Origin of the sequence: Chitinophaga sp. 22308 (assembly GCF_052045305.1) — a bacterium.
In the GTDB taxonomy this organism is placed as follows: Bacteria; Bacteroidota; Bacteroidia; order Chitinophagales; family Chitinophagaceae; genus Chitinophaga; species Chitinophaga varians_A.
Genome location: NZ_JBQEOP010000001.1, coordinates 870,791 through 888,708 on the forward strand (window position 1 = coordinate 870,791; position 17,918 = coordinate 888,708).

Sequence of the window (17,918 nt, forward strand, 5' to 3'; positions counted from 1 at the left end):
AATGTTGTGCTATAACAAATGTTTTGTCAACAAAATAATCCCATCTTGAAGGATTTTGCGCTAGTACCTTTTATATCCTATTACGTTTAAATGATAAACAATTTATCATTTTTTAAAAAAAACTGCAATGGGCAAAAAGATGCTTAAGGCTAAGTATGGCGCTGCGGATAGGCCATTAAAGATTGGAGATATTGAGATTCCATGTTACGTTTTAGAAGACGGCAAGAGGGTGATTGTTCAAAGAGGCCTTTTTAAAGCTTTAGGGGTTAAACAGGGAGGCACCAGTGAAAAATACAAAGAGTTTGGAGGTGCTGCCAGATTAGTACAATTCATGGATACAAATGGGCTTATTAAACTCATTCCCAATGATATAAAGGCCTTGCTTAAGGCTCCTGTGGTGTTTGAGGTTAATAATACAGATCACTTTGGCTACGAGGCAACGGTATTACAGGATATTGTAAGAGCTATTTCCAAAGCATATTTAAAAGGAATACTGCATAAAAGATATAATGAGGTTGGTGTTAGCGCGGAAATAATGGATGACGCCTTTGCTAAGGTTGGTATCATTGCTCTGGTGGACGAAGCGACAGGGTATCAGAAAGCGAGAGGAATTGATGCGCTTCAGGCATTTCTTGATAAGTTTTTAAGTGATGGATATGCAAAATGGGTTAAAACATTTCCTGATAGGTTTTTTGAAATGATTTTTAAAATGAAGGGTTGGAGTTGGCATTATGCAACTGTCAAGAAACCAAGCGTTGTGGGTAAGTATATCAATGACCTTGTGTATTCCAGGCTTGGGCCAGAGGTTTTAACTGAATTGCAACGTAAAAATCCGATCACGGAAAATGGAACCAGAAGGGTTAAGCATCATCAATATTTGAGTGCCAGCTATGGCAACCCTAAATTGAAAGAGCATCTTGAAGGATTAATGGCACTTGGAAGGGCCAGTGGTTATGACTGGGTGTCATTTCTGAAACTTGTTCAAAAAGCCTATCCCAAATACGGCTCTACAATGTTACTCGATTTTCCTGGTGAATAAAACCAGGCCCAGGTTAACCCTGAGCCTCTCTATCGAAACGACGGGCTGGCGGCCGGTTTTTCCTGTTCCTGCTCTTTTTCCTGCCGGGCATCGCTCAGGGCGCGGATACTGGCATTCAGCTCGAAGCCGACCAGGAGGATAAATGAATTGAAGAACACCCACAACATCAGGATCAGGATAGTACCGATAGAGCCGTAGATCTTGTTATAGTTACCGAAGTGGTTCACAAAATAGGAAAAGCCGATGGTCACCACGATCATAAAAATGGTGCTCACGGTAGCACCGGCGGTAATGAACTTCCACCTTTTGGTAGTGGCGGCGCCAATGCGGTACAGCACTGAATTTACGGAGTAAAACAGGAATACGATGAACACCCAGCGGGCCACATCGATAAGACTGAGCAGCCGTGCATTTTGTACGCCGGTGAGGTTGAACAGCCAGCGGAGGGTAGCGCCCTGGATGATGATCAGCGCCACGGTCACCAGTAGCAGGATGACCAGTATGAGCGTCAGTTCCAGGGCGATCAGGCGGTTCTGCCACCATTTACGCCTGCGGAAACCGGCGCCTTCTATTTTACTGAAGGAGCGCAGGATGCCCATGACGCCATTGGAAGAATAAAAAAAGCCCATCAGGAAAGCTACCGACAGCAGACCGTTGCGGTGCGTGTACAGGAAGTCATGGATCATTTCCCGCACGATCATATAGGTGTTGTAGTTGGGCGTGAGGTCCTGCGCCAGGTCATAAAGCGTAGGCTCTATGTTTTTTACCGGTACATAGGGAACGAGCGTAAACAGGAAAATGAAGAAAGGCGGAATGGCCAGCAGGAAGTTGAAAGAAATCGCCCTGGCCCTGTCTCCCAGGCCTCTTGCTTTGGTTTCCTGCCCGAAATATTTCAGCACATCATACAGTGGCAGTCCTTCAAAGCCAGGCAGGATAAGGGTTTTACTCCTGTTAACCAACCAGCGGTAAGGACGTGAACGGAAGATGATGTTTTCGGGTTTAAAAACCAAAGCGATGTTGTTATTTAGTTATTTGGGAATCAATATCCTCTTTTGTTCAGTTCAGCCTGATATTTTCTGGCATTGATCAGATGTTCCGCGTAAGTGGCTGCAAAAGCATGGTAGCCTGAAAAGTCAGACCTCGCGCAAAAGTACAAATAATCTGTTTCCGGTGTGTTCAGCACGGCGTTTATTGTTTTTTCGGACGGCGTGCAGATAGGGCCCGGCGGGAAACCCTCATAACGGTAAGTGTTATACGGAGAATCGAACTGGGTATGCACTTCGCGTATTCTCTTCAGGCCGAAGTCCTGGAGCGCAAATTTAACGGTAGGATCGGCCTGCAGGCGCATGCCTTTGCGGAAGCGGTTCAGGTATACGCTGGAAATGATCGGTTTCTCATCCAGCTTGTTACTTTCTTCTTCCACAATAGAGGCGAGAATGGTGACCTGAACTGGTGTAAGGTTCAATGCTTTGGCTTTCTCCCGGCGTTCGCTGGTCCAGAATTCCTCTCTTTCCTTTTCCAGTTTTTTGAAGACGGTTTCCGCGTTGGTATTCCAGTAGAACTCATACGTATTGGGCACTACGGCGCACATTACGGTATTGGTGTCGAGGCTGAACTGGCGCAGATATACCTGATCGGCCAGCAGGGCGCGGAGCGCGTTGGAATCGGCTTCCAGGTTGTTGCTGATTTTGCGGACCAGGTCCTGTTTGGTACGCAGTTTATTGATTACCAGTACTACCGGGGATTGTTTACCGGAGCGGAGCAGTTTCGCGATGTCGAAGTTGCTCATGCCATGGGCTATTTTGTAGCGACCGGCTTTCACGCGGGAGGGGTATCCCAGTTCTTTGGCCACCCAGTTGAAGCTGTTGCGGTTGCGGATAATGCCCTGGTCTTCCAGCCCGTCGAGCACGTCATTATAGGTGCTGCCGGTGCGGACATAGAAGTATTTGGAATCGCCGAACGCTTTTGTATTGGGGCCAAACACCCGGTAGGAGAAATATACGAGGATACCTGCGGCCAGGCAGCCGGCGATGACGAGGCTGCGTTTAAGCCATACGTTGGTAGGTTTTCGTTTCTTAGCCATTCGTAGCGGGTAGTGATTAAAAAAACCTCGCTTTTCACGGCGAGGTTTTATAAAATATTATTCAGAAAGATATTATTTGCCCGGAGTGGATGGAGCCGGAGTGTTCGGCGCCGGTTGTTGTGGCTGGGTACCTGGTAGTTGCGCAGGTGCAGGAGCCGGAGCAGGTACGCCACCGCCAGCTCTTTCGATGGCAGTAGGTGCGGAATTGGATACCTTGCTGGATTTACCGATAAAGAAAGGAGCTGTCAGGCAGAGTACAGCAATGATAGTTGCCAGTATCCAGGTACCTTTTTCCAAAACGTCAGTTGTCTGACGCACCCCGATCACCTGATTGCCAATACCACCAAAAGAACCGGACAGGCCGCCTCCTTTAGGGTTCTGGATCAGCACGAAAAAGCCCAACAACACACAGGCTAATATGATCAGGATACCAAAAATGATTAACATAAATATTAATGTTTGCTTTTATCTATTAAAGATTTTAGTTCTTGTATCTTCTGCGCAAAATAAGCGTTTTTGTCGGGATTAAGCAAACTTAATTTTTGATATATCCTGATCGCTTGTTGGTACTGTCGTTGACGTACCCATATCTCTGCCAGTGTTTCAGATACGATATCGTTGTTGAAAGTAATGGAGTCCATCGCCATTTTTTCGACGGTTTCTGATACTTCCGGTTCTTCGTCTTCTTCGTAAATGCGGTGTAGCTGCTGGTGGTACCAGTCTTTGTTGCTCCTGCCGGAGAAGTTGTCCTTGATCTGCCGCAGCCAGGAAGTAAAGCTTTTCATCTCTGCCTCTCCCTGAACGCTGAGCTCGTCTGCGTTTTCCGGGTCTTTCAGCCGTTTATAGGCGAAGTAGTCATCGGTATACAGCGGCTGGAATGTCAGCGTGGTTTCTTCTGTTGCTGACATCTCCAGCGGGAATATTTTAATTGGCAGCTCGTCTGCGTTGTCGGTATCCTCTGAGGCTGTTGATGCCGTCTGATGAGGGGTATGGTCTGTTTCCGGCGCTGCCACCATGTCAGCCTGTTGCGGTATTTCAGATAATATTGCTTCCGGGATGGTTGCTTCGTAGTCTTCTGTGCCGTTAACAGCCATTGCCTGCGGCATTTCAACGGTAGCTTCCGCAGCAGCAGGGATGGGCGTTTCTTCTTCCATTACAGGTATGGCAGCGGATGCTGCGATCATATGCTCTTCTTCCACTTCTTCTTTTCCTTCTTTTTCTTCTTCGATTTTCGTGTCTGCGATGACCGGCGTTGTCGTCTCTGCTTCAGCGGTTGCCTGACCGTTTTCTGAAATGACGGCAGGCAGTTCATCGGGAAGGGCGTCTACCGGGATGGCCGGTAATACGTGGTCTTCCACAGTTCCCAGTGCTGCAGGCAGTTCTTCCGGGAGAGCGTCTACCGGGATGGCTGGTGATACGTGGTCTTCGACAGTTCCCAGTGCCACAGGCAGTTCTTCCGGGAGGGCATCTACCGGGATAGCCGGTGATACACGGTCTTCCACGGTTTCCAGTACCGGTTCATGGGTCACGATGTGATAAAAATGGTGAGGCTGACCGCTATACAACATTGCCTTTTTGATGGCGGGATCATGAAGGTCGCCATGCTGGTGATATATCTTTCTGGCCAGCAGGAGCCGGGCAGCAGAAAAATAGGGATATTCCGCTACCAGCTTGTCCATGGCGGCCACATCTACCTGGTGCAGGCTGGCCTGCAAAAAGACGTGTGCGATGATTGTGTTTGCGATCATAGTCCTAATGTAGTAAAATTTTATTACCAGTTAGCGAAAGCCCTGTTGAAAATATCGTCCACTATGCCGGGGATGATATTATTCTCCAGCAGTCCGTTTTCCACGACGGAAGGAAGCTGGTTGGCAGAGAAGTCGGCAGAACGGGTAAATGACTGGGTAAAGCCTTTTTTATCGCCTACCCGTTTGATGAAAGTGATGTTGATGGTCACATTCAGACGGGAAGTGGCGGCCTGGTCTACGTTGGTGACAGCGGCGTTGGAGAAGGAATAGCCAGTGATGGCGCCACGGAACTCATAATCGGCCCGGGGCTCATTATCGCCTACCTGTGTCAGCCTGGTTTGGGAAGTGACTTTATCACGCAGTTTCTGGGTGATTTTCTGGCTGAGGGTAGGGTTGGTGATAGGTGCCCTGTTCTCAATAAAACGTACGTTCACCGTCTTGGCTTCATTGTCGATGCTGGCGCCAGTGGTGGAGTAGTGTACACTGCAACCGCCCAGTAGTGCTATCATGGCAAGGGCGATGAATGTTCGGATGGTAGTGGTCATGTTCCTGAAAAATTCGTTTATTCGGCGATGTTATATTCTTTGAGTTTACGGTAAAGCGTTCTTTCGGAAATGCCCAGATCGAGGGCGGCATCCTTGCGTTTGCCTTTGTGTTTCTTCAGCGCTTTCACGATCAGTTCTTTCTCTTTGTCGGCAATGGAAAGGGTTTCTTCCACTTCTTCATGGTGGTCGATTTTATTATCGGCCAGGATGATCGGCTGGTTATTGTTGATACCGGGAGAAGGGACGGCCATTTCAGTAGCGGCAGGGTAGCTGTGTAGCACATGGCTTTCCGGATGGTATTCCGCGGAGTGTGTTACATTAGGGTTCTGCAGGATGTCGAAGAACATTTTTTTGACCTCTGTCACATCTTTTTTCATATCGAAGAAAAGTTTGTAGAGGATGTCCCTTTCCGAGGCGAAATCGCCGCCACCTGGTTGTTGCTGCGGAGCGGCCAGCATCGGAAGCCTGTTGACTTCCGGTATTTCCGGAAGGAACCTTTTCAGGTCGTTGGCGGTGACCAGCTTGTCGGACGACAGTACGGAGATTTGTTCTGCGATATTTTTCAATTCGCGCACATTGCCGCGCCAGGGGTAATTGACCAGCATCTGACGGGCTTCTTCATCCAGCTGGATGGAAGGTGTTTTATATTTCTCGGAGAAATCGACGGAGAATTTGCGGAACAGCAGGGGGATGTCCTCTTTGCGGTCGCGCAGTGCCGGTACGCGGATAGGCACGGTGTTGAGGCGGTAGTAGAGGTCCTCCCGGAATTTGCCGTGTTGGGTGCGTTCCAGCAGATCGCGATTGGTGGCGGCGATCACGCGGACATCTGTTTTCTGCACTTTGGAGGAGCCTACGCGGATATACTCGCCGGTTTCCAGTACACGGAGCAGGCGGGCTTGTGTGCCCAGCGGCATTTCTCCGATTTCATCAAGGAAGATGGTGCCACCGTTGACGGTTTCAAAATAACCTTTACGGCTGTCTACTGCGCCGGTGAAGGAACCTTTCTCGTGGCCGAACAGTTCGGAATCGATGGTGCCTTCAGGGATGGCGCCGCAGTTCACGGCAATGAAAGGATTATGTTTTCGGGCGCTGAGCGCGTGGATGATCTGGGAAAATACTTCTTTACCTACGCCGCTCTCCCCGTTGATCAGTACGGTGAGGTCGGTATTGGCCACCTGTGCGGCCACCTGCAGGGCGTAGTTCAATGCGGGACTGTTTCCGATAATGCCAAACCTGTTTTTAATAGCCTGTATGTCCATAAGTGGTAACCCGATTGTTTAATGGTCCAAAAATGAGCAGGCAGCAGCGGGCAGGCTACTGTACTGCGTTTCCTATAAGTGTACCGGATGTACAGCTCTCCACCTTTACCATAACGTATTCGCCCTTTTTAAAGTTTTCGCGGGGGAAAACGATCACCTTGTTTTGGTCATTGCGGCCGAACAGGTGTTCTTCGGAACGTTTGGAAGTGCCTTCTACCAGCACTTTGAAGGTTTTGCCGACATCGTTTTTCATGCTTTTTTCTGATTGTTGCCGGTGCAGTTCCACCACTTCGGCCAGTCTTCTTTTTTTGACGTCTTCCGGTATATCGTCCTGGTAACGGCGCTGTGCCAGTGTACCGGGGCGTTCGGAATAGAAGTACATATAGGCCAGATCGTAAGCGGCAAACCGCATGATGTCCATGGTTTCCTGATGTTCCTCTTCTGTTTCGCTGCAGAAGCCACAGATAATATCGGTTGACAATCCGCAGCCGGGAAGTATTTCGCGGATGCGCTCCACTTTCTTCATGTACCATTCACGGGTATATGTCCGGTTCATCAGCTGTAATATCCTGTTGCTGCCGCTTTGTACCGGCAGGTGGATATAGTTGCAGATGTTTTCGTGTTTGGCCATGGTATAGAGCACCTCGTCGGTGATGTCTTTCGGATGGGAGGTGCTGAAACGTACGCGCAGCAAAGGATTGATCAGCGCCACTTTCTCCAGCAGCTGGGCGAAAGTCACGGTTTCGCTGCCGTCATTGCTGGTCCAGTAGTAGGAGTCTACGTTCTGGCCCAACAGTGTCACTTCGCGGTAGCCGTTTTCAAACAGCTCCGCCGCCTCTTTCACGATAGAAACCGCGTCACGGCTGCGTTCACGGCCACGGGTAAAAGGCACCACGCAGAAGGTACACATGTTATTGCAACCCCGCATGATAGACACAAAAGAGGAAACCCCGTTGTTGTCCAGTCTCACCGGACTGATGTCTCCATAAGTTTCTTCGCGGCTGAGCAACACGTTCACTGACTTCTGGCCTGTTTCCGCTTCTGCGATCAGGGAAGGAAGGCTGCGGTAGGCATCCGGGCCTACGACCATGTCTACCAGCTTCTCTTCTTCCAGCAGCTTCGTTTTCAACCGTTCTGCCATGCAACCCAGCACACCGATGAGCAGGCCGGGCGTCTCTTTTTTTATCCGCCGGAATTCTGTCAACCGCTTACGCACTGTCTGTTCCGCTTTTTCGCGGATAGAGCAGGTATTGAGCAGGATCAGATTAGCTTCCTCCACGTTGCGGGTGGCGCCAAATCCTTCCTGGTTTAATATGGACGCAACGATTTCACTGTCGTTGAAATTCATCGCGCAGCCATAGCTTTCTATATAAAATTTTTTCCTATATGTTTGGTCGTCGGCCGCCACAGGAGCAAAAGCTTCTCCCTGACGGCTCTCATCATGCACTTTGGTAACCTGGTCCAGCATTCCTGACAAAAATTTTGGAGAGCAAAAATAAGGATTAAAACGGAAAAAATGACATTATGTCATCACGCAACAGGCGCATGCCGGTTTCCCAAAACGTCTGGTCAAAGATATCTCCCGTCAACTTACTGATACTTTCTTGTTTTGTTAAATTTATAATATGTAATAAGAGCGAAAACAATAGTTTATATAAATCTATTGTCTTCGCTCTTATATAATGTTTTCGTTGTCTTCCCGGCAGCTCTACACCGCTTTGCGGGTAATCTTTGCGCTCAGCCAGCTGTCTTTCAGTGGTATCAGCCACTTCGTGTCCAGATCGGCTTTGGTCAGTACGGTATTATTGAGATAAAGGGTGTTCTCATCGATAAACCCTTGCTCCATGGCGTAACCCAGCTGGGCCATCGGCAGCAGCTGCACCTTGTCCTTCACAATAAAACCGAGCAGCAGGCGGTCGAACATATTTACATTGTACTGTTTTTCAATGCTTTTGATCACCCGCACCGAGCTATCTGTGCTGCAACCGCTTACGGTCGTTTCTGTTTCGTCTGCTATCAGTATCACCACCTGGCCCAGTACAACGCGGCCCCAGCCTTTTACAGGCGCGCCGTGAGCGTTCCACTGTTCGGTGAATTGTAACAGCTGTTCGTCGATTTCTTTGATCTCCTGCTCATGGAATGGTCTGTTGCTCTGATATATCCAAACCCTTGAAGCCGGAGAAAACCCGGAAGGGAAATTGATGTCTTGTATGTTCATGATGCAAATTTAAGATAATTACGAATTACGAATTACGAATTACGAATTACGAATTGAGAACCCTGTCTACAATATCAGTTCTGAACTTCGGCTTTATAACGAACTCTTAATTCGTAATTCTTAATTCGTAATTCGTAATTGATTATTCCATATTCATCGCGATCAGCTCTGCAATATCCAGCACTTTTACTTCGTCTTCCTTGCCGGTCTCTTTCACTCCGTCTGTCAGCATGGTCATACAGAAAGGACAGTTGGCGGCAATAACAGAGGCGCCGGTATTTACCGCTTCATGGCCTCTTTCGAAGTTGATGCGGGTAGTGCCTTTTTCTTCCTCCTTGAACATCTGGGCGCCGCCGGCCCCGCAGCAAAGGCCTTTACTGCGGCAGCGTTTCATCTCCACGAGCTCGGCATCCAGCGTTTCCAGCACTTTGCGTGGCGCTTCATAAATATTGTTGCCCCTGCCCAGGTAACAGGAATCATGATAAGTGATTTTTTTGCCTTTGAAGACACCGCCTTCTTTCATTTTGATCTTTCCTTCATCGATCAGTGACTGGAGGAAGGTGGTATGATGTATCACTTCATAATTACCGCCGAGGGCGGGATATTCATTTTTCAGGATATTAAAGCAGTGGGGGCAGGCGGTAACGATTTTTTTTACCCCATACATGTTGAGCAACTGTATGTTGTTTTGTGCCATCATCTGGAAGATAAACTCATTGCCCGCTCTTCTGGCCGGATCACCGGTACAGCTTTCTTCTTTACCCAGGATGGCAAACTGAACGCCTGTTTTATCGAGGATGGTGGCAAATGCCTTGGTGATCTTTTGTGCCCGCTGGTCGAAGCTGCCGGCGCAACCTACCCAAAACAGTATTTCCGGTGTTTCCCCGTTGGCGGCATATGTGGCCATTGTCTTTATCTGCATAGCTCTTCGCTTTTAGCTTTTCGTTATTGATTCATTTCTGTGGCCCATTTGTCGCGGTCGTCCATGCTGAACTTCCAGGGGGCCATGTTATTTTCGATATTGCTGAACATACCGGTCCATTCGGCGGGAGCGCTGGACTCTTCCATGACGAGGTGGCGGCGCAGTTGCAGGATGATATCGAGTGGACTGATGCTAACCGGGCACTCCTGAACGCAGGCGTTGCAGGTGGTGCAGGCGCGTAGCTCTTCTTCTGAGATGTAGTCACGCAGGAGTGTTTTGCCGTCATCAGTGAAAGCCCCGTTTTTATTGATGTTGCGGCCTATCTCTTCTGCGCGGTCGCGGGTATCCATCATAATTTTACGGGGAGAAAGGGCTTTGCCGGTGAGGTTGGCCGGGCAGGCGGCGCTACAGCGGCCGCATTCGGTGCAACTGTAGGCGTCCAGCAGGTTTTTCCAGGTGAGGTCAAACACGTCTTTGGCGCCGAATTTAGGCATTCCTTCAGGGGCCGGCTCGCTGGCGGCCAGTTCAGGCTGCAGCATCAGCTGTACTTCTTTTTGTACGGCAGGCATGTTTTCCATTTCGCCTGCCGGCTCCAGGCTGGCATAGTACGCATTGGGAAAAGCCAGTATAATATGAAGATGTTTGGAATAAGGCAGATAGTTGAGGAACGCCAGGATACCCAGTATGTGCAGCCACCAGCAGGTGCGCTCTATCGCTATCAGGGTGCCGTCGGGCGTGTGGTTGAATATCGATGCCAGGCTGCCGGAAACCAGGAAGTTGCCGGTGGCGATATAGTGTTCACTGCCGCGCAGCTGCATCTGTTGATCGGCAGTGTTCATGGTCAGGAACAGCAGCATCAGCACAATCTCTGTGAGGAGGATGTAATTGGCGTCGGAACGCGGCCATCCGTTCAGGTCTTTGCTCATAAACCGCCGGAGCTTCAGGATGTTCCTGCGTACCAGGAAAATGGCGCAACCCAGCGTTACCAGTACGGCCAGCACCTCAAAAGCACTGATCAGCACGGGATATAGTCCGCCTAATACGGGAACGAATAAACGATGTGTGCCCAGTATGCCGTCCAGGATAATCTCAAGGATCTCCAGATTAATAATGATAAAGCCCGCATACACGAAAAAGTGCAGCACAGCCACCAACGGGTTACGGAACATTTTTTTCTGGCCGAAAGCCAGCAACAGTACGTTCTTCCAGCGCAGGTCAGGGTGGTCATTGAGGTCTTTGTCGCGCCCCAGCAGGATATTCCGCCTTATCTGGCGCACTTTCGTGGAAAATAGGTATACTGCCATCCCGAAGGCAATAATAAACAGTAACTCTTGTACAATTCGCATTATCTTAGATTTGACTCCCGAATTTATGTTTTTTTTGGTTCCCGGCTTTTCAAGGGGAAATTTTTATTAAAAGCATCTTCCTACAACTGAACTTCTTATTTTTGCGCCTATGGAAAGCAGGAACATTATTCTTACACAGGATATCATCCAGAAGAAAATTGAACGGATCGCTTATGAGATCTATGAACTGAACAGTGACGGCACTGAAATCATCCTTGCCGGCATCTGGGACAGAGGCATGGTGGTAGCCCGTAAGATAGCGGCTGTGCTGGAACAGATCTCTCCGTTGAAAACAAAAATCATCTCCCTGCACCTGGACAAACAACATCCGGACGAAGTAAAAGTTTCTGAAGACATCGATTTTAATGATAAAGTGGTAGTAGTGGTAGACGATGTGGCCAACTCCGGCCGTACCATGCTATATGCTCTGAAGCCCCTGTTGGCTTATCTTCCAAAGAAAATACAAACTGCCGTGCTGGTAGACAGGCGGCACAAATCTTTCCCGCTGTCCGTGGACTTCGTGGGTTATTCTCTCGCCACTACCTTACAGGACATGGTATTGGTGGAAATGCAGGGAGAAGATATCATCGCTGCTTATTTTGAATAGGCTTTTCCGTTAGAAATATACAGGATGCAGTTTCACGTTGCCCAGTGAATTGATTTCAAGGGCAGGGGCGGGGAATTTCATCATGTTCAGCACCTGAAGCAGTACCCGTACACCTTTTTTACGGCTGTGGATTTTGGTGAAATCAATATCGGGCGACAGGTAAAACTGCCGGACACGGCGAACGTGGGTGTAATCGTGGAACTGGCCATGTGCGTCCGTCCAGGTATTATCGTCTCCTCCATACATGCCTTCTGCACCGTAGCCAACGGCAATGTTCAGCCAGCTGGGCAGCCAGGTGGAACTTTTGTTGAAGGAGTGAAGGTTGACCGACAACCAGTACGTTTGAGCATTATAATCTTTCAATGTTCTTTCCCAGAAAGTGTGGCCAAAGAGTTGGTCTGTTTTTTCGCGGACAGGACCTTCCGGATAACTTTTAGGATGCGCTGAGAATTTAAGCTGTATCCGTTGCTCGTCCCATGCCAGCTCCTGGCTGATCAGCAGGGCAGAGCCGATAGCATTGGCGCCCATATCGCTCCAGGAGAACCCCCATTTTTCAGAGAACCCGTCCAGTACTTCTATGACTGACTGATAGGCAAATCCGCTGAGGCCACCGATCCAGATCTGTTGTTTACGCGGCAGGCCGGACCATCTCCACATTTCCCGGCTGTATTTACCTTCAAAGTAGGCGGCAAAAATATGTCCGGCCTTGTCCATCTGGTTCCATTCACCTGCATCATTGAAGAAGTGAAAGGAGGAGCGGGGATAACCTTTGTACCAGGCGGAGCTGAGTACTGCCAGCCCGCTGCCATAAATGGCGGCAGTAGTGCCGGAGAGTATCCATACTCTTTCTTTGATAGTGGTGTCCGGTAAGGAGAAAAAAGGCACCTTTTGTTGGGCGGGCGCCGTCAGGGAAACCAGGAGGAGCAGGAATCCCGCCAGGGCACCTCCTCCGCGCGGGAGGAAGGTTAACCTGGCAGTATTCTCTTTTAATGTTGTGATGGGAATATGTTTTATTATTTCAGTTGCATATCGGTGATGATGCCTTCGATCTTTTTATCGAGATCGGCGGTAACCGCATCGAAGTCGGCCGCACTGTTCAGTGGGGCGTTCACGCTGAAATAGAATTTGATTTTAGGTTCGGTGCCGGATGGGCGGGCGGAGATTTTGCTGCCATCGGCCAGTACAAACTGCAGCACATTGGATTTAGGCAGGTCGAGCGGTTTGATTTCGCCTGTTTTGATATCTTTCACCTGCTGTAACTGATAATCGTACAGTGTAACTACGGACGAACCATTGATGGTGGCAGGTGGGTTTTCACGGTAGCCGCGCATCATTTCAGCGATTTCGTCGGCGCCTTTCATGCCTTTTTTGGTGATGGAGATCAGGTGCTCCTTGTAGTAGCCGTACTTCAGGTAGATATTAACCAGCAGCTCATACAGTGACTGGCCCAGGCTGCGGGCATAAGCTGCCATTTCGCAGATCATGGCCACGGAAGAAACAGCGTCCTTGTCCCGGATATTGTTACCGATCATATAACCATATGATTCTTCTCCGCCGCAGATGAACGTTTCCTGCGGTTCTTTCCGACGGATAAGGTCAGCGATCCATTTGAAACCGGTGAGGGTATTGTAGCAGTTGATATCATTTTTAGCTGCAAATACATCAATGAGGTCGGAGGTCACCACGGTTTTCGCGATAAAGTCGTTCGGCTGCTGCAATCCTTTTCTGCGGCGGCCTTCCACGATATAGTTAAACAACAGTACGCCGGTCTGGTTGCCGTTGAGCAGTACCCATTCGCCTTTCAGGTCTTTCACGGCAATGCCTACACGGTCAGCGTCAGGGTCTGTGCCCAGCAGGATGTCGGCATCCAGCTCTTTGGCCTTTTTGAGGCCAAGGGTCAGCGCTTCAGACTCTTCCGGGTTAGGATATACCACGGTAGGGAAATTGCCGTCAGGAGTGGACTGTTCCGCTACGATGTTCACGTTGGTGAAGCCGAAGCGTTGCAGTATTTCCGGTACCATCGTGATACCGGTGCCATGGATAGGCGTATAAACGATCTTCAGGTCGTGCTGTTGTTTGTTGATCTCCGGGTTGATGGACAGGCCCTGTAATTCTTTGAGGTAGGCTTCATCCACTTCTTTACCGATGAGGGTGATATTGGCTTCGCCACCGGTCCATTTTACATCATCAGGGGAGAGGATGCTTTCCACTTCACGGATGACGTTCTTATCGTGCGGGGGCACCAGCTGAGCGCCATCGTTCCAGTAAGCCTTATAGCCGTTGTATTCTTTCGGGTTGTGGGAGGCGGTGAGCACCACGCCGCCCTGGCATTGCAGGTGACGGATAGCGAAAGAGAGCTCCGGCGTGGGGCGGAGGCTTTCAAAGAGAAACACTTTAATGCCGTTGGCCGCAAATACGTTGGCAACAGTTTCGGCAAAAAAGCGGGAATTGTTGCGGCTGTCGTGCGCGATGGCCACTTTCACTTCGCCATCGAACGCCTTTTTCAGATAGTTGGCGAAGCCCTGCGTGGCCATGCCGACGGTATATTTATTCATGCGGTTGGTACCTACGCCCATAATTCCTCTTAATCCACCGGTACCAAACTCGAGATTACGATAAAAAGCATCATTGAGGTCATCGGGGTTGCCCTCCTGCATCTTTTTCAGTGTGGCAATGGTTTCGGCGTCATAGTTGCCATTGAGCCATTGCGATACTTTGTTTTGAATATTTATATCCATAATCGTATTGTTTTTCGGGGCCTTTATAGCCCGGCCAGGCTGTAAAGTAAAAATAAAAAAACGAATGTGGGAAATTCCGGCTGACCAAAATCATTGAAAATCGTTGGTGAATGGTTAATTTTGCGGCATGAGGCGGTATGAAGATACTTATAAACAAAAAGGATTACGCAAACAGCTGGTTGATAGTATCCGTCAGAAAGGTATTACTGACGAAAATGTATTAGCGGCTATCGGCAACATCCCCCGGCATTTTTTCCTTGATACGGCTTTCGAGAGCATAGCATATGATGACAGGGCCTTTCCTATCGGAGAGGGCCAAACGATTTCCCAGCCTTATACGGTAGCCTATCAGACGCAATTACTGGAGCCCCGGCCATATGAGAAAATACTGGAGATCGGTACCGGCAGCTGCTACCAGGCATGCGTACTGGCGGAGTTGAAGATGAACGTTTTTACCATTGAACGCCAGAAACGCCTGTTCGACCAGGTAAAAGCCTTTCCTTTTAAAAGCAAATACCCTAACCTGCGCCTGTTTTATGGCGATGGCTACGAAGGGCTGCCTTCCTATGCGCCTTTTGACAAGGTGCTGGTAACGGCGGCAGCGCCACATATCCCCGAGAAACTGGTGCAGCAATTAAAGATCGGCGGTAAAATGGTGATCCCGGTAGGCGGCCAGGAAGTTCAGCGGATGCTGCGTATCACCAAAATCAGTGATACGGAAACAGAACAGGAGCTGTTTGACAACTTCTCCTTTGTGCCTATGTTGGCAGGTAAAAAATAATTACGAATTACGAATTACGAATTACGAATTGAGGGCTCCCTTTTAGAAAGGTTACTAAATAACCGCTCTATAAAGAAGCCCTCAATTCGTAATTCGTAATTCGTAATTCTAAAGCCTTCCCCGTTCTTTGGGCTTCTCTTCTTCTTCCTGCGGTTTCTCTTCTTCTTCCTGTTGTTGTTTTTTCTTTTTAAAGAGATTAGGGTCCATTTTGCCAAAACGGTACCGTATGTTGATACGGATAAAGCGGGTGGCGCGTTTGCGCTCGTAGTCCTGGATAAATACCGGTGTTTCGTAGTGAGAACTGAACTGCTGGGTGTTGAGCACATCTGAAATGTTCAGCGCTATCACCAGCGCCCTGTTTTTAAGGACTTCCTTCCGTACGCCAAGGTCTATCCCGTTCATGGCGCGGAAAGTGCCCTGCGGCTGTATCCTGGGGGAGCGGTAATGGCCGCTCAGTTCTATGCTGATGCGGGAAGGCAGCCTGAACTGGGTATTGGCATTCAGTCCATAGCTGAAATTCTCATTATTGAGCGTGGTGCTGGTAAGCCGGTTATACTCCAGGTTCAGGTTGGCGTTCACTTTCCACCATTTGTAAATATTCAGGCTGTAAGACACGTTGCCGCCAATATTCTGCTGTGTGGCCAGGTTCATGGGTTTGGTGGTGGTAACGCCTGTTACGGTGTCCAGCGTACTGATACGGTCAATGTTGTCATTGGTTTGCGCATAGTAGGTACTGGTGCTGAAATAGTTATTGGACTTAGGGTAATAAACGGAATAACTGGTTTCGAACTTATGCGACAGCGCAGGCTTCAGCTCCGGGTTGCCGGTGCGGATATTCTGCGGGTCGGAGTTATTGATATACGGCAGCAACTGGTCGAAGTTGGGCCGGTCTATACGGGTGGAATAGTTGAATACCAGGCTTTGGTTCTGGTTTTTAGGCATGTTGTACTTCAGGAACACACTGGGGAACAGATTGAAAAATTTATTGTCCACTGTGGTGTCGCGGGTATAGGAGTAACCTTTCAGGAAAGACTGCTCGGCCCGTACCCCTACCTGATAGCCCAGGTTGCCGATGGCATTGGCGAAGTTGAGGTAACCGGCGTGAATGTCTTCTTCATAGTCGTACTGGTTGGACAGCTGGTTGCTTTTACGGAAGTCCTGTACGTCCCAGTTGTACAGCATGGCCGTATAGTCGTTGCTGATATACCGGAAGGTGCTTTTCACGCCGGCTTCCAGCTTGCCTTTTTTGCCGAGGGGCATGGTATAGTCTGACTGGAGGTTCCAGAAGCGGTTGCCGTTTTTGCCGGTATTCTGTTGCCAGTTGGGATTGGGAAGTGTGTCCTGTCCTGGTTTCTGGTATTGTGTGCGGTAATCGCTGTTACTGTTGCCACGGTTGCCACTATAGCTCACATAGGCTGTCAGTTCCTGGTTCTGTTTTTTGAAGGTGTGTTTGTAATTCAGGCTGGTATTGTTGTTATAGCCGTCATTGCGACTGGTATTATGCCGTTCTCCGTTGCGGAGCGTTTGTTTCTGGTCATCGAGGTAATTCAGGAAGATGTCATCTTCGTTTTTACCGAAGTTATGGTTAAGGCCTTCCGCGATGGTGAAGGTGTTGTGGTCATCGAGGAAATAATCGAATCCGAAGCGGCCGCCGTTATTGCCATTGCGGTTGTTGTTGCGGCTATCCTGGGAGAAGAAGGTGGTGCGGCTGCTGTCTGGCACCAGGTTTTGGCGGTAGCTGTAGCCGCTGCCGCCGATGGATTCGTAGCGGGCGTTGTAGTTACCGAAGAAATTAAAGCGGCGCATACGCAGACTGGCATTGGCGCTGCCGTTGACCTGCCCGCGGGTGGCCACGCCGGCATTGAACATCACGTTATATCCGATGGCTTTGTCTTTTTTCAGGACGATGTTGATGATACCGCCGCCGCCCTGTGCTTCAAATTTGGCAGAGGGGTTATTGATGACTTCCACGCGGTCGATGCTTTCTGCGGGGATCATCTGCAGCGCTGTTTTAGCATCCCCGAAAGGCGATGGTTTGCCATCCACGTAGATGGTCACGCTTTTGCCGCGGAGGGTCACATTATCATCGATGTCCACGTCTACGCTGGGAATATTTTTCAGGATGTCTGTACCGGTGCCGCCTTCTGCATTGATCATGCTGCCGGCGTCGAACACCTGCCGGTCTATCTGCATGGAGAACGCGGGTTTCTCCGCTTTGATTTCCACGGCGTTCAGCACTTTGCCAGCTGTCTGCAGGCGCAGGGTGCCGGCAAAGGCGGGCTTTCCGGCTGCCACTTTCACCGCTTTTTCCAGCTTTTCGTAACCCATGAAGGTAACGCGCAACACGTAAATACCGGGAACGACTGTATTAAAGGCGAAAGTGCCGGCGGGCGTGGTGTACATACCGGTGACCATAGAGGAATCGGCCTGGCGGAGCAATACCACTGAGGCATATTCCACCGGCTTGCCGGTCACGGCGTCTGCTACTTTACCGGTCATTTTTACCGGTGCGCCTTCCGGCGTTTGTGCGTAGAGGTTAGGCACAATAGCAAACAACAGGGTCGCCCCTGCAATTAATCTTAGCATCCGTAATGTTAGCATCCTTTATTCTGGCTGATCTATGACTATAAAA

At 49.4% G+C, this 17,918-nt stretch carries 16 protein-coding genes; 3 read left to right on the forward strand and 13 right to left on the reverse strand.

All coding sequences use genetic code 11. The annotated features are described in order from the left end of the window. Positions 1-127 precede the first annotated feature (127 nt). Positions 128-1,039 carry a P63C domain-containing protein gene (locus ACTJJS_RS03510; RefSeq protein ID WP_440662437.1) on the forward strand — a complete coding sequence of 304 codons (912 nt, stop codon included), beginning with the start codon at positions 128-130 and terminating at the stop codon, positions 1,037-1,039. 29 nt (positions 1,040-1,068) lie between these two features. On the opposite strand, the gene ACTJJS_RS03515 is transcribed toward ACTJJS_RS03510, so the two are convergent. From ACTJJS_RS03515 to ACTJJS_RS03560, 10 genes are all read right to left on the reverse strand, one after another. After that, positions 1,069-2,049, reverse strand: a complete 981-nt coding sequence (locus ACTJJS_RS03515; RefSeq protein WP_440662438.1) for a YihY/virulence factor BrkB family protein — start codon at positions 2,047-2,049, stop codon at positions 1,069-1,071. 29 nt (positions 2,050-2,078) lie between these two features. Next, positions 2,079-3,122, reverse strand: coding sequence for an endolytic transglycosylase MltG (gene mltG / locus ACTJJS_RS03520; RefSeq protein ID WP_440662439.1), 1,044 nt, complete (start codon positions 3,120-3,122; stop codon positions 2,079-2,081). 72 nt (positions 3,123-3,194) lie between these two features. Further along, positions 3,195-3,569, reverse strand: a complete 375-nt coding sequence (gene secG / locus ACTJJS_RS03525) for a preprotein translocase subunit SecG (RefSeq protein WP_168869234.1) — start codon at positions 3,567-3,569, stop codon at positions 3,195-3,197. Positions 3,570-3,574: 5 nt separating this feature from the next. Beyond that, positions 3,575-4,870: a hypothetical protein gene (locus tag ACTJJS_RS03530; RefSeq protein ID WP_440662440.1), complete on the reverse strand. Its 1,296-nt coding sequence runs from the start codon at positions 4,868-4,870 to the stop codon at positions 3,575-3,577. Positions 4,871-4,893: 23 nt separating this feature from the next. Beyond that, the gene (gene lptE / locus ACTJJS_RS03535; protein WP_168869232.1) at positions 4,894-5,415 is read right to left on the reverse strand and encodes an LPS assembly lipoprotein LptE; all 522 of its coding nucleotides are present in this window, start codon (positions 5,413-5,415) and stop codon (positions 4,894-4,896) included. A 17-nt stretch (positions 5,416-5,432) separates the two neighbouring features. Further along, positions 5,433-6,674, reverse strand: coding sequence for a sigma-54 interaction domain-containing protein (locus tag ACTJJS_RS03540; protein ID WP_440662441.1), 1,242 nt, complete (start codon positions 6,672-6,674; stop codon positions 5,433-5,435). 55 nt (positions 6,675-6,729) lie between these two features. Then, on the reverse strand, positions 6,730-8,142 hold the full coding sequence (miaB, locus tag ACTJJS_RS03545; RefSeq protein ID WP_440662442.1) for a tRNA (N6-isopentenyl adenosine(37)-C2)-methylthiotransferase MiaB: 1,413 nt from the start codon (positions 8,140-8,142) through the stop codon (positions 6,730-6,732). 240 nt (positions 8,143-8,382) lie between these two features. Next, positions 8,383-8,892, reverse strand: a complete 510-nt coding sequence (locus ACTJJS_RS03550; protein WP_440662443.1) for a hypothetical protein — start codon at positions 8,890-8,892, stop codon at positions 8,383-8,385. Positions 8,893-9,034: 142 nt separating this feature from the next. Beyond that, positions 9,035-9,814 carry a (Fe-S)-binding protein gene (locus tag ACTJJS_RS03555; RefSeq protein ID WP_440662444.1) on the reverse strand — a complete coding sequence of 260 codons (780 nt, stop codon included), beginning with the start codon at positions 9,812-9,814 and terminating at the stop codon, positions 9,035-9,037. 23 nt (positions 9,815-9,837) lie between these two features. Continuing rightward, positions 9,838-11,160: a 4Fe-4S dicluster domain-containing protein gene (locus ACTJJS_RS03560; RefSeq protein WP_440662445.1), complete on the reverse strand. Its 1,323-nt coding sequence runs from the start codon at positions 11,158-11,160 to the stop codon at positions 9,838-9,840. 109 nt (positions 11,161-11,269) lie between these two features. On the opposite strand from ACTJJS_RS03560, the gene ACTJJS_RS03565 reads away from it, so the two are divergent. Continuing rightward, positions 11,270-11,767 carry a phosphoribosyltransferase family protein gene (locus ACTJJS_RS03565; protein WP_440662446.1) on the forward strand — a complete coding sequence of 166 codons (498 nt, stop codon included), beginning with the start codon at positions 11,270-11,272 and terminating at the stop codon, positions 11,765-11,767. 9 nt (positions 11,768-11,776) lie between these two features. On the opposite strand, the gene ACTJJS_RS03570 is transcribed toward ACTJJS_RS03565, so the two are convergent. Together ACTJJS_RS03570 and ACTJJS_RS03575 are read right to left on the reverse strand one after the other, a co-directional pair. Beyond that, positions 11,777-12,652, reverse strand: coding sequence for a DUF2279 domain-containing protein (locus ACTJJS_RS03570; RefSeq protein WP_440662447.1), 876 nt, complete (start codon positions 12,650-12,652; stop codon positions 11,777-11,779). A gap of 128 nt (positions 12,653-12,780) precedes the next feature. Further along, positions 12,781-14,505: a phospho-sugar mutase gene (locus ACTJJS_RS03575; RefSeq protein ID WP_343744979.1), complete on the reverse strand. Its 1,725-nt coding sequence runs from the start codon at positions 14,503-14,505 to the stop codon at positions 12,781-12,783. Positions 14,506-14,632: 127 nt separating this feature from the next. Between ACTJJS_RS03575 and ACTJJS_RS03580 the strand changes: the two genes are divergently transcribed. Beyond that, positions 14,633-15,286: a protein-L-isoaspartate(D-aspartate) O-methyltransferase gene (locus tag ACTJJS_RS03580; RefSeq protein WP_168869223.1), complete on the forward strand. Its 654-nt coding sequence runs from the start codon at positions 14,633-14,635 to the stop codon at positions 15,284-15,286. Between the two features lie 108 nt (positions 15,287-15,394). Here the strand turns inward: ACTJJS_RS03580 and ACTJJS_RS03585 are convergent, their stop codons facing one another. Beyond that, positions 15,395-17,872, reverse strand: coding sequence for a TonB-dependent receptor domain-containing protein (locus tag ACTJJS_RS03585; protein WP_440662448.1), 2,478 nt, complete (start codon positions 17,870-17,872; stop codon positions 15,395-15,397). Positions 17,873-17,918: the final 46 nt, after the last annotated feature.

Coding starts and splice junctions, on each gene's coding strand:
- ACTJJS_RS03510 (WP_440662437.1), top strand. CDS start 128: ATGGGCAAAAAGATGCTTAAGGCTAAGTATGGCGCTGCGGATAGGCCA.
- mltG (WP_440662439.1), bottom strand. CDS start 3,122: ATGGCTAAGAAACGAAAACCTACCAACGTATGGCTTAAACGCAGCCTC.
- secG (WP_168869234.1), bottom strand. CDS start 3,569: ATGTTAATCATTTTTGGTATCCTGATCATATTAGCCTGTGTGTTGTTG.
- ACTJJS_RS03530 (WP_440662440.1), bottom strand. CDS start 4,870: ATGATCGCAAACACAATCATCGCACACGTCTTTTTGCAGGCCAGCCTG.
- lptE (WP_168869232.1), bottom strand. CDS start 5,415: ATGACCACTACCATCCGAACATTCATCGCCCTTGCCATGATAGCACTA.
- ACTJJS_RS03540 (WP_440662441.1), bottom strand. CDS start 6,674: ATGGACATACAGGCTATTAAAAACAGGTTTGGCATTATCGGAAACAGT.
- miaB (WP_440662442.1), bottom strand. CDS start 8,142: ATGCTGGACCAGGTTACCAAAGTGCATGATGAGAGCCGTCAGGGAGAA.
- ACTJJS_RS03550 (WP_440662443.1), bottom strand. CDS start 8,892: ATGAACATACAAGACATCAATTTCCCTTCCGGGTTTTCTCCGGCTTCA.
- ACTJJS_RS03555 (WP_440662444.1), bottom strand. CDS start 9,814: ATGCAGATAAAGACAATGGCCACATATGCCGCCAACGGGGAAACACCG.
- ACTJJS_RS03560 (WP_440662445.1), bottom strand. CDS start 11,160: ATGCGAATTGTACAAGAGTTACTGTTTATTATTGCCTTCGGGATGGCA.
- ACTJJS_RS03565 (WP_440662446.1), top strand. CDS start 11,270: ATGGAAAGCAGGAACATTATTCTTACACAGGATATCATCCAGAAGAAA.
- ACTJJS_RS03575 (WP_343744979.1), bottom strand. CDS start 14,505: ATGGATATAAATATTCAAAACAAAGTATCGCAATGGCTCAATGGCAAC.
- ACTJJS_RS03580 (WP_168869223.1), top strand. CDS start 14,633: ATGAGGCGGTATGAAGATACTTATAAACAAAAAGGATTACGCAAACAG.
- ACTJJS_RS03585 (WP_440662448.1), bottom strand. CDS start 17,872: ATGCTAAGATTAATTGCAGGGGCGACCCTGTTGTTTGCTATTGTGCCT.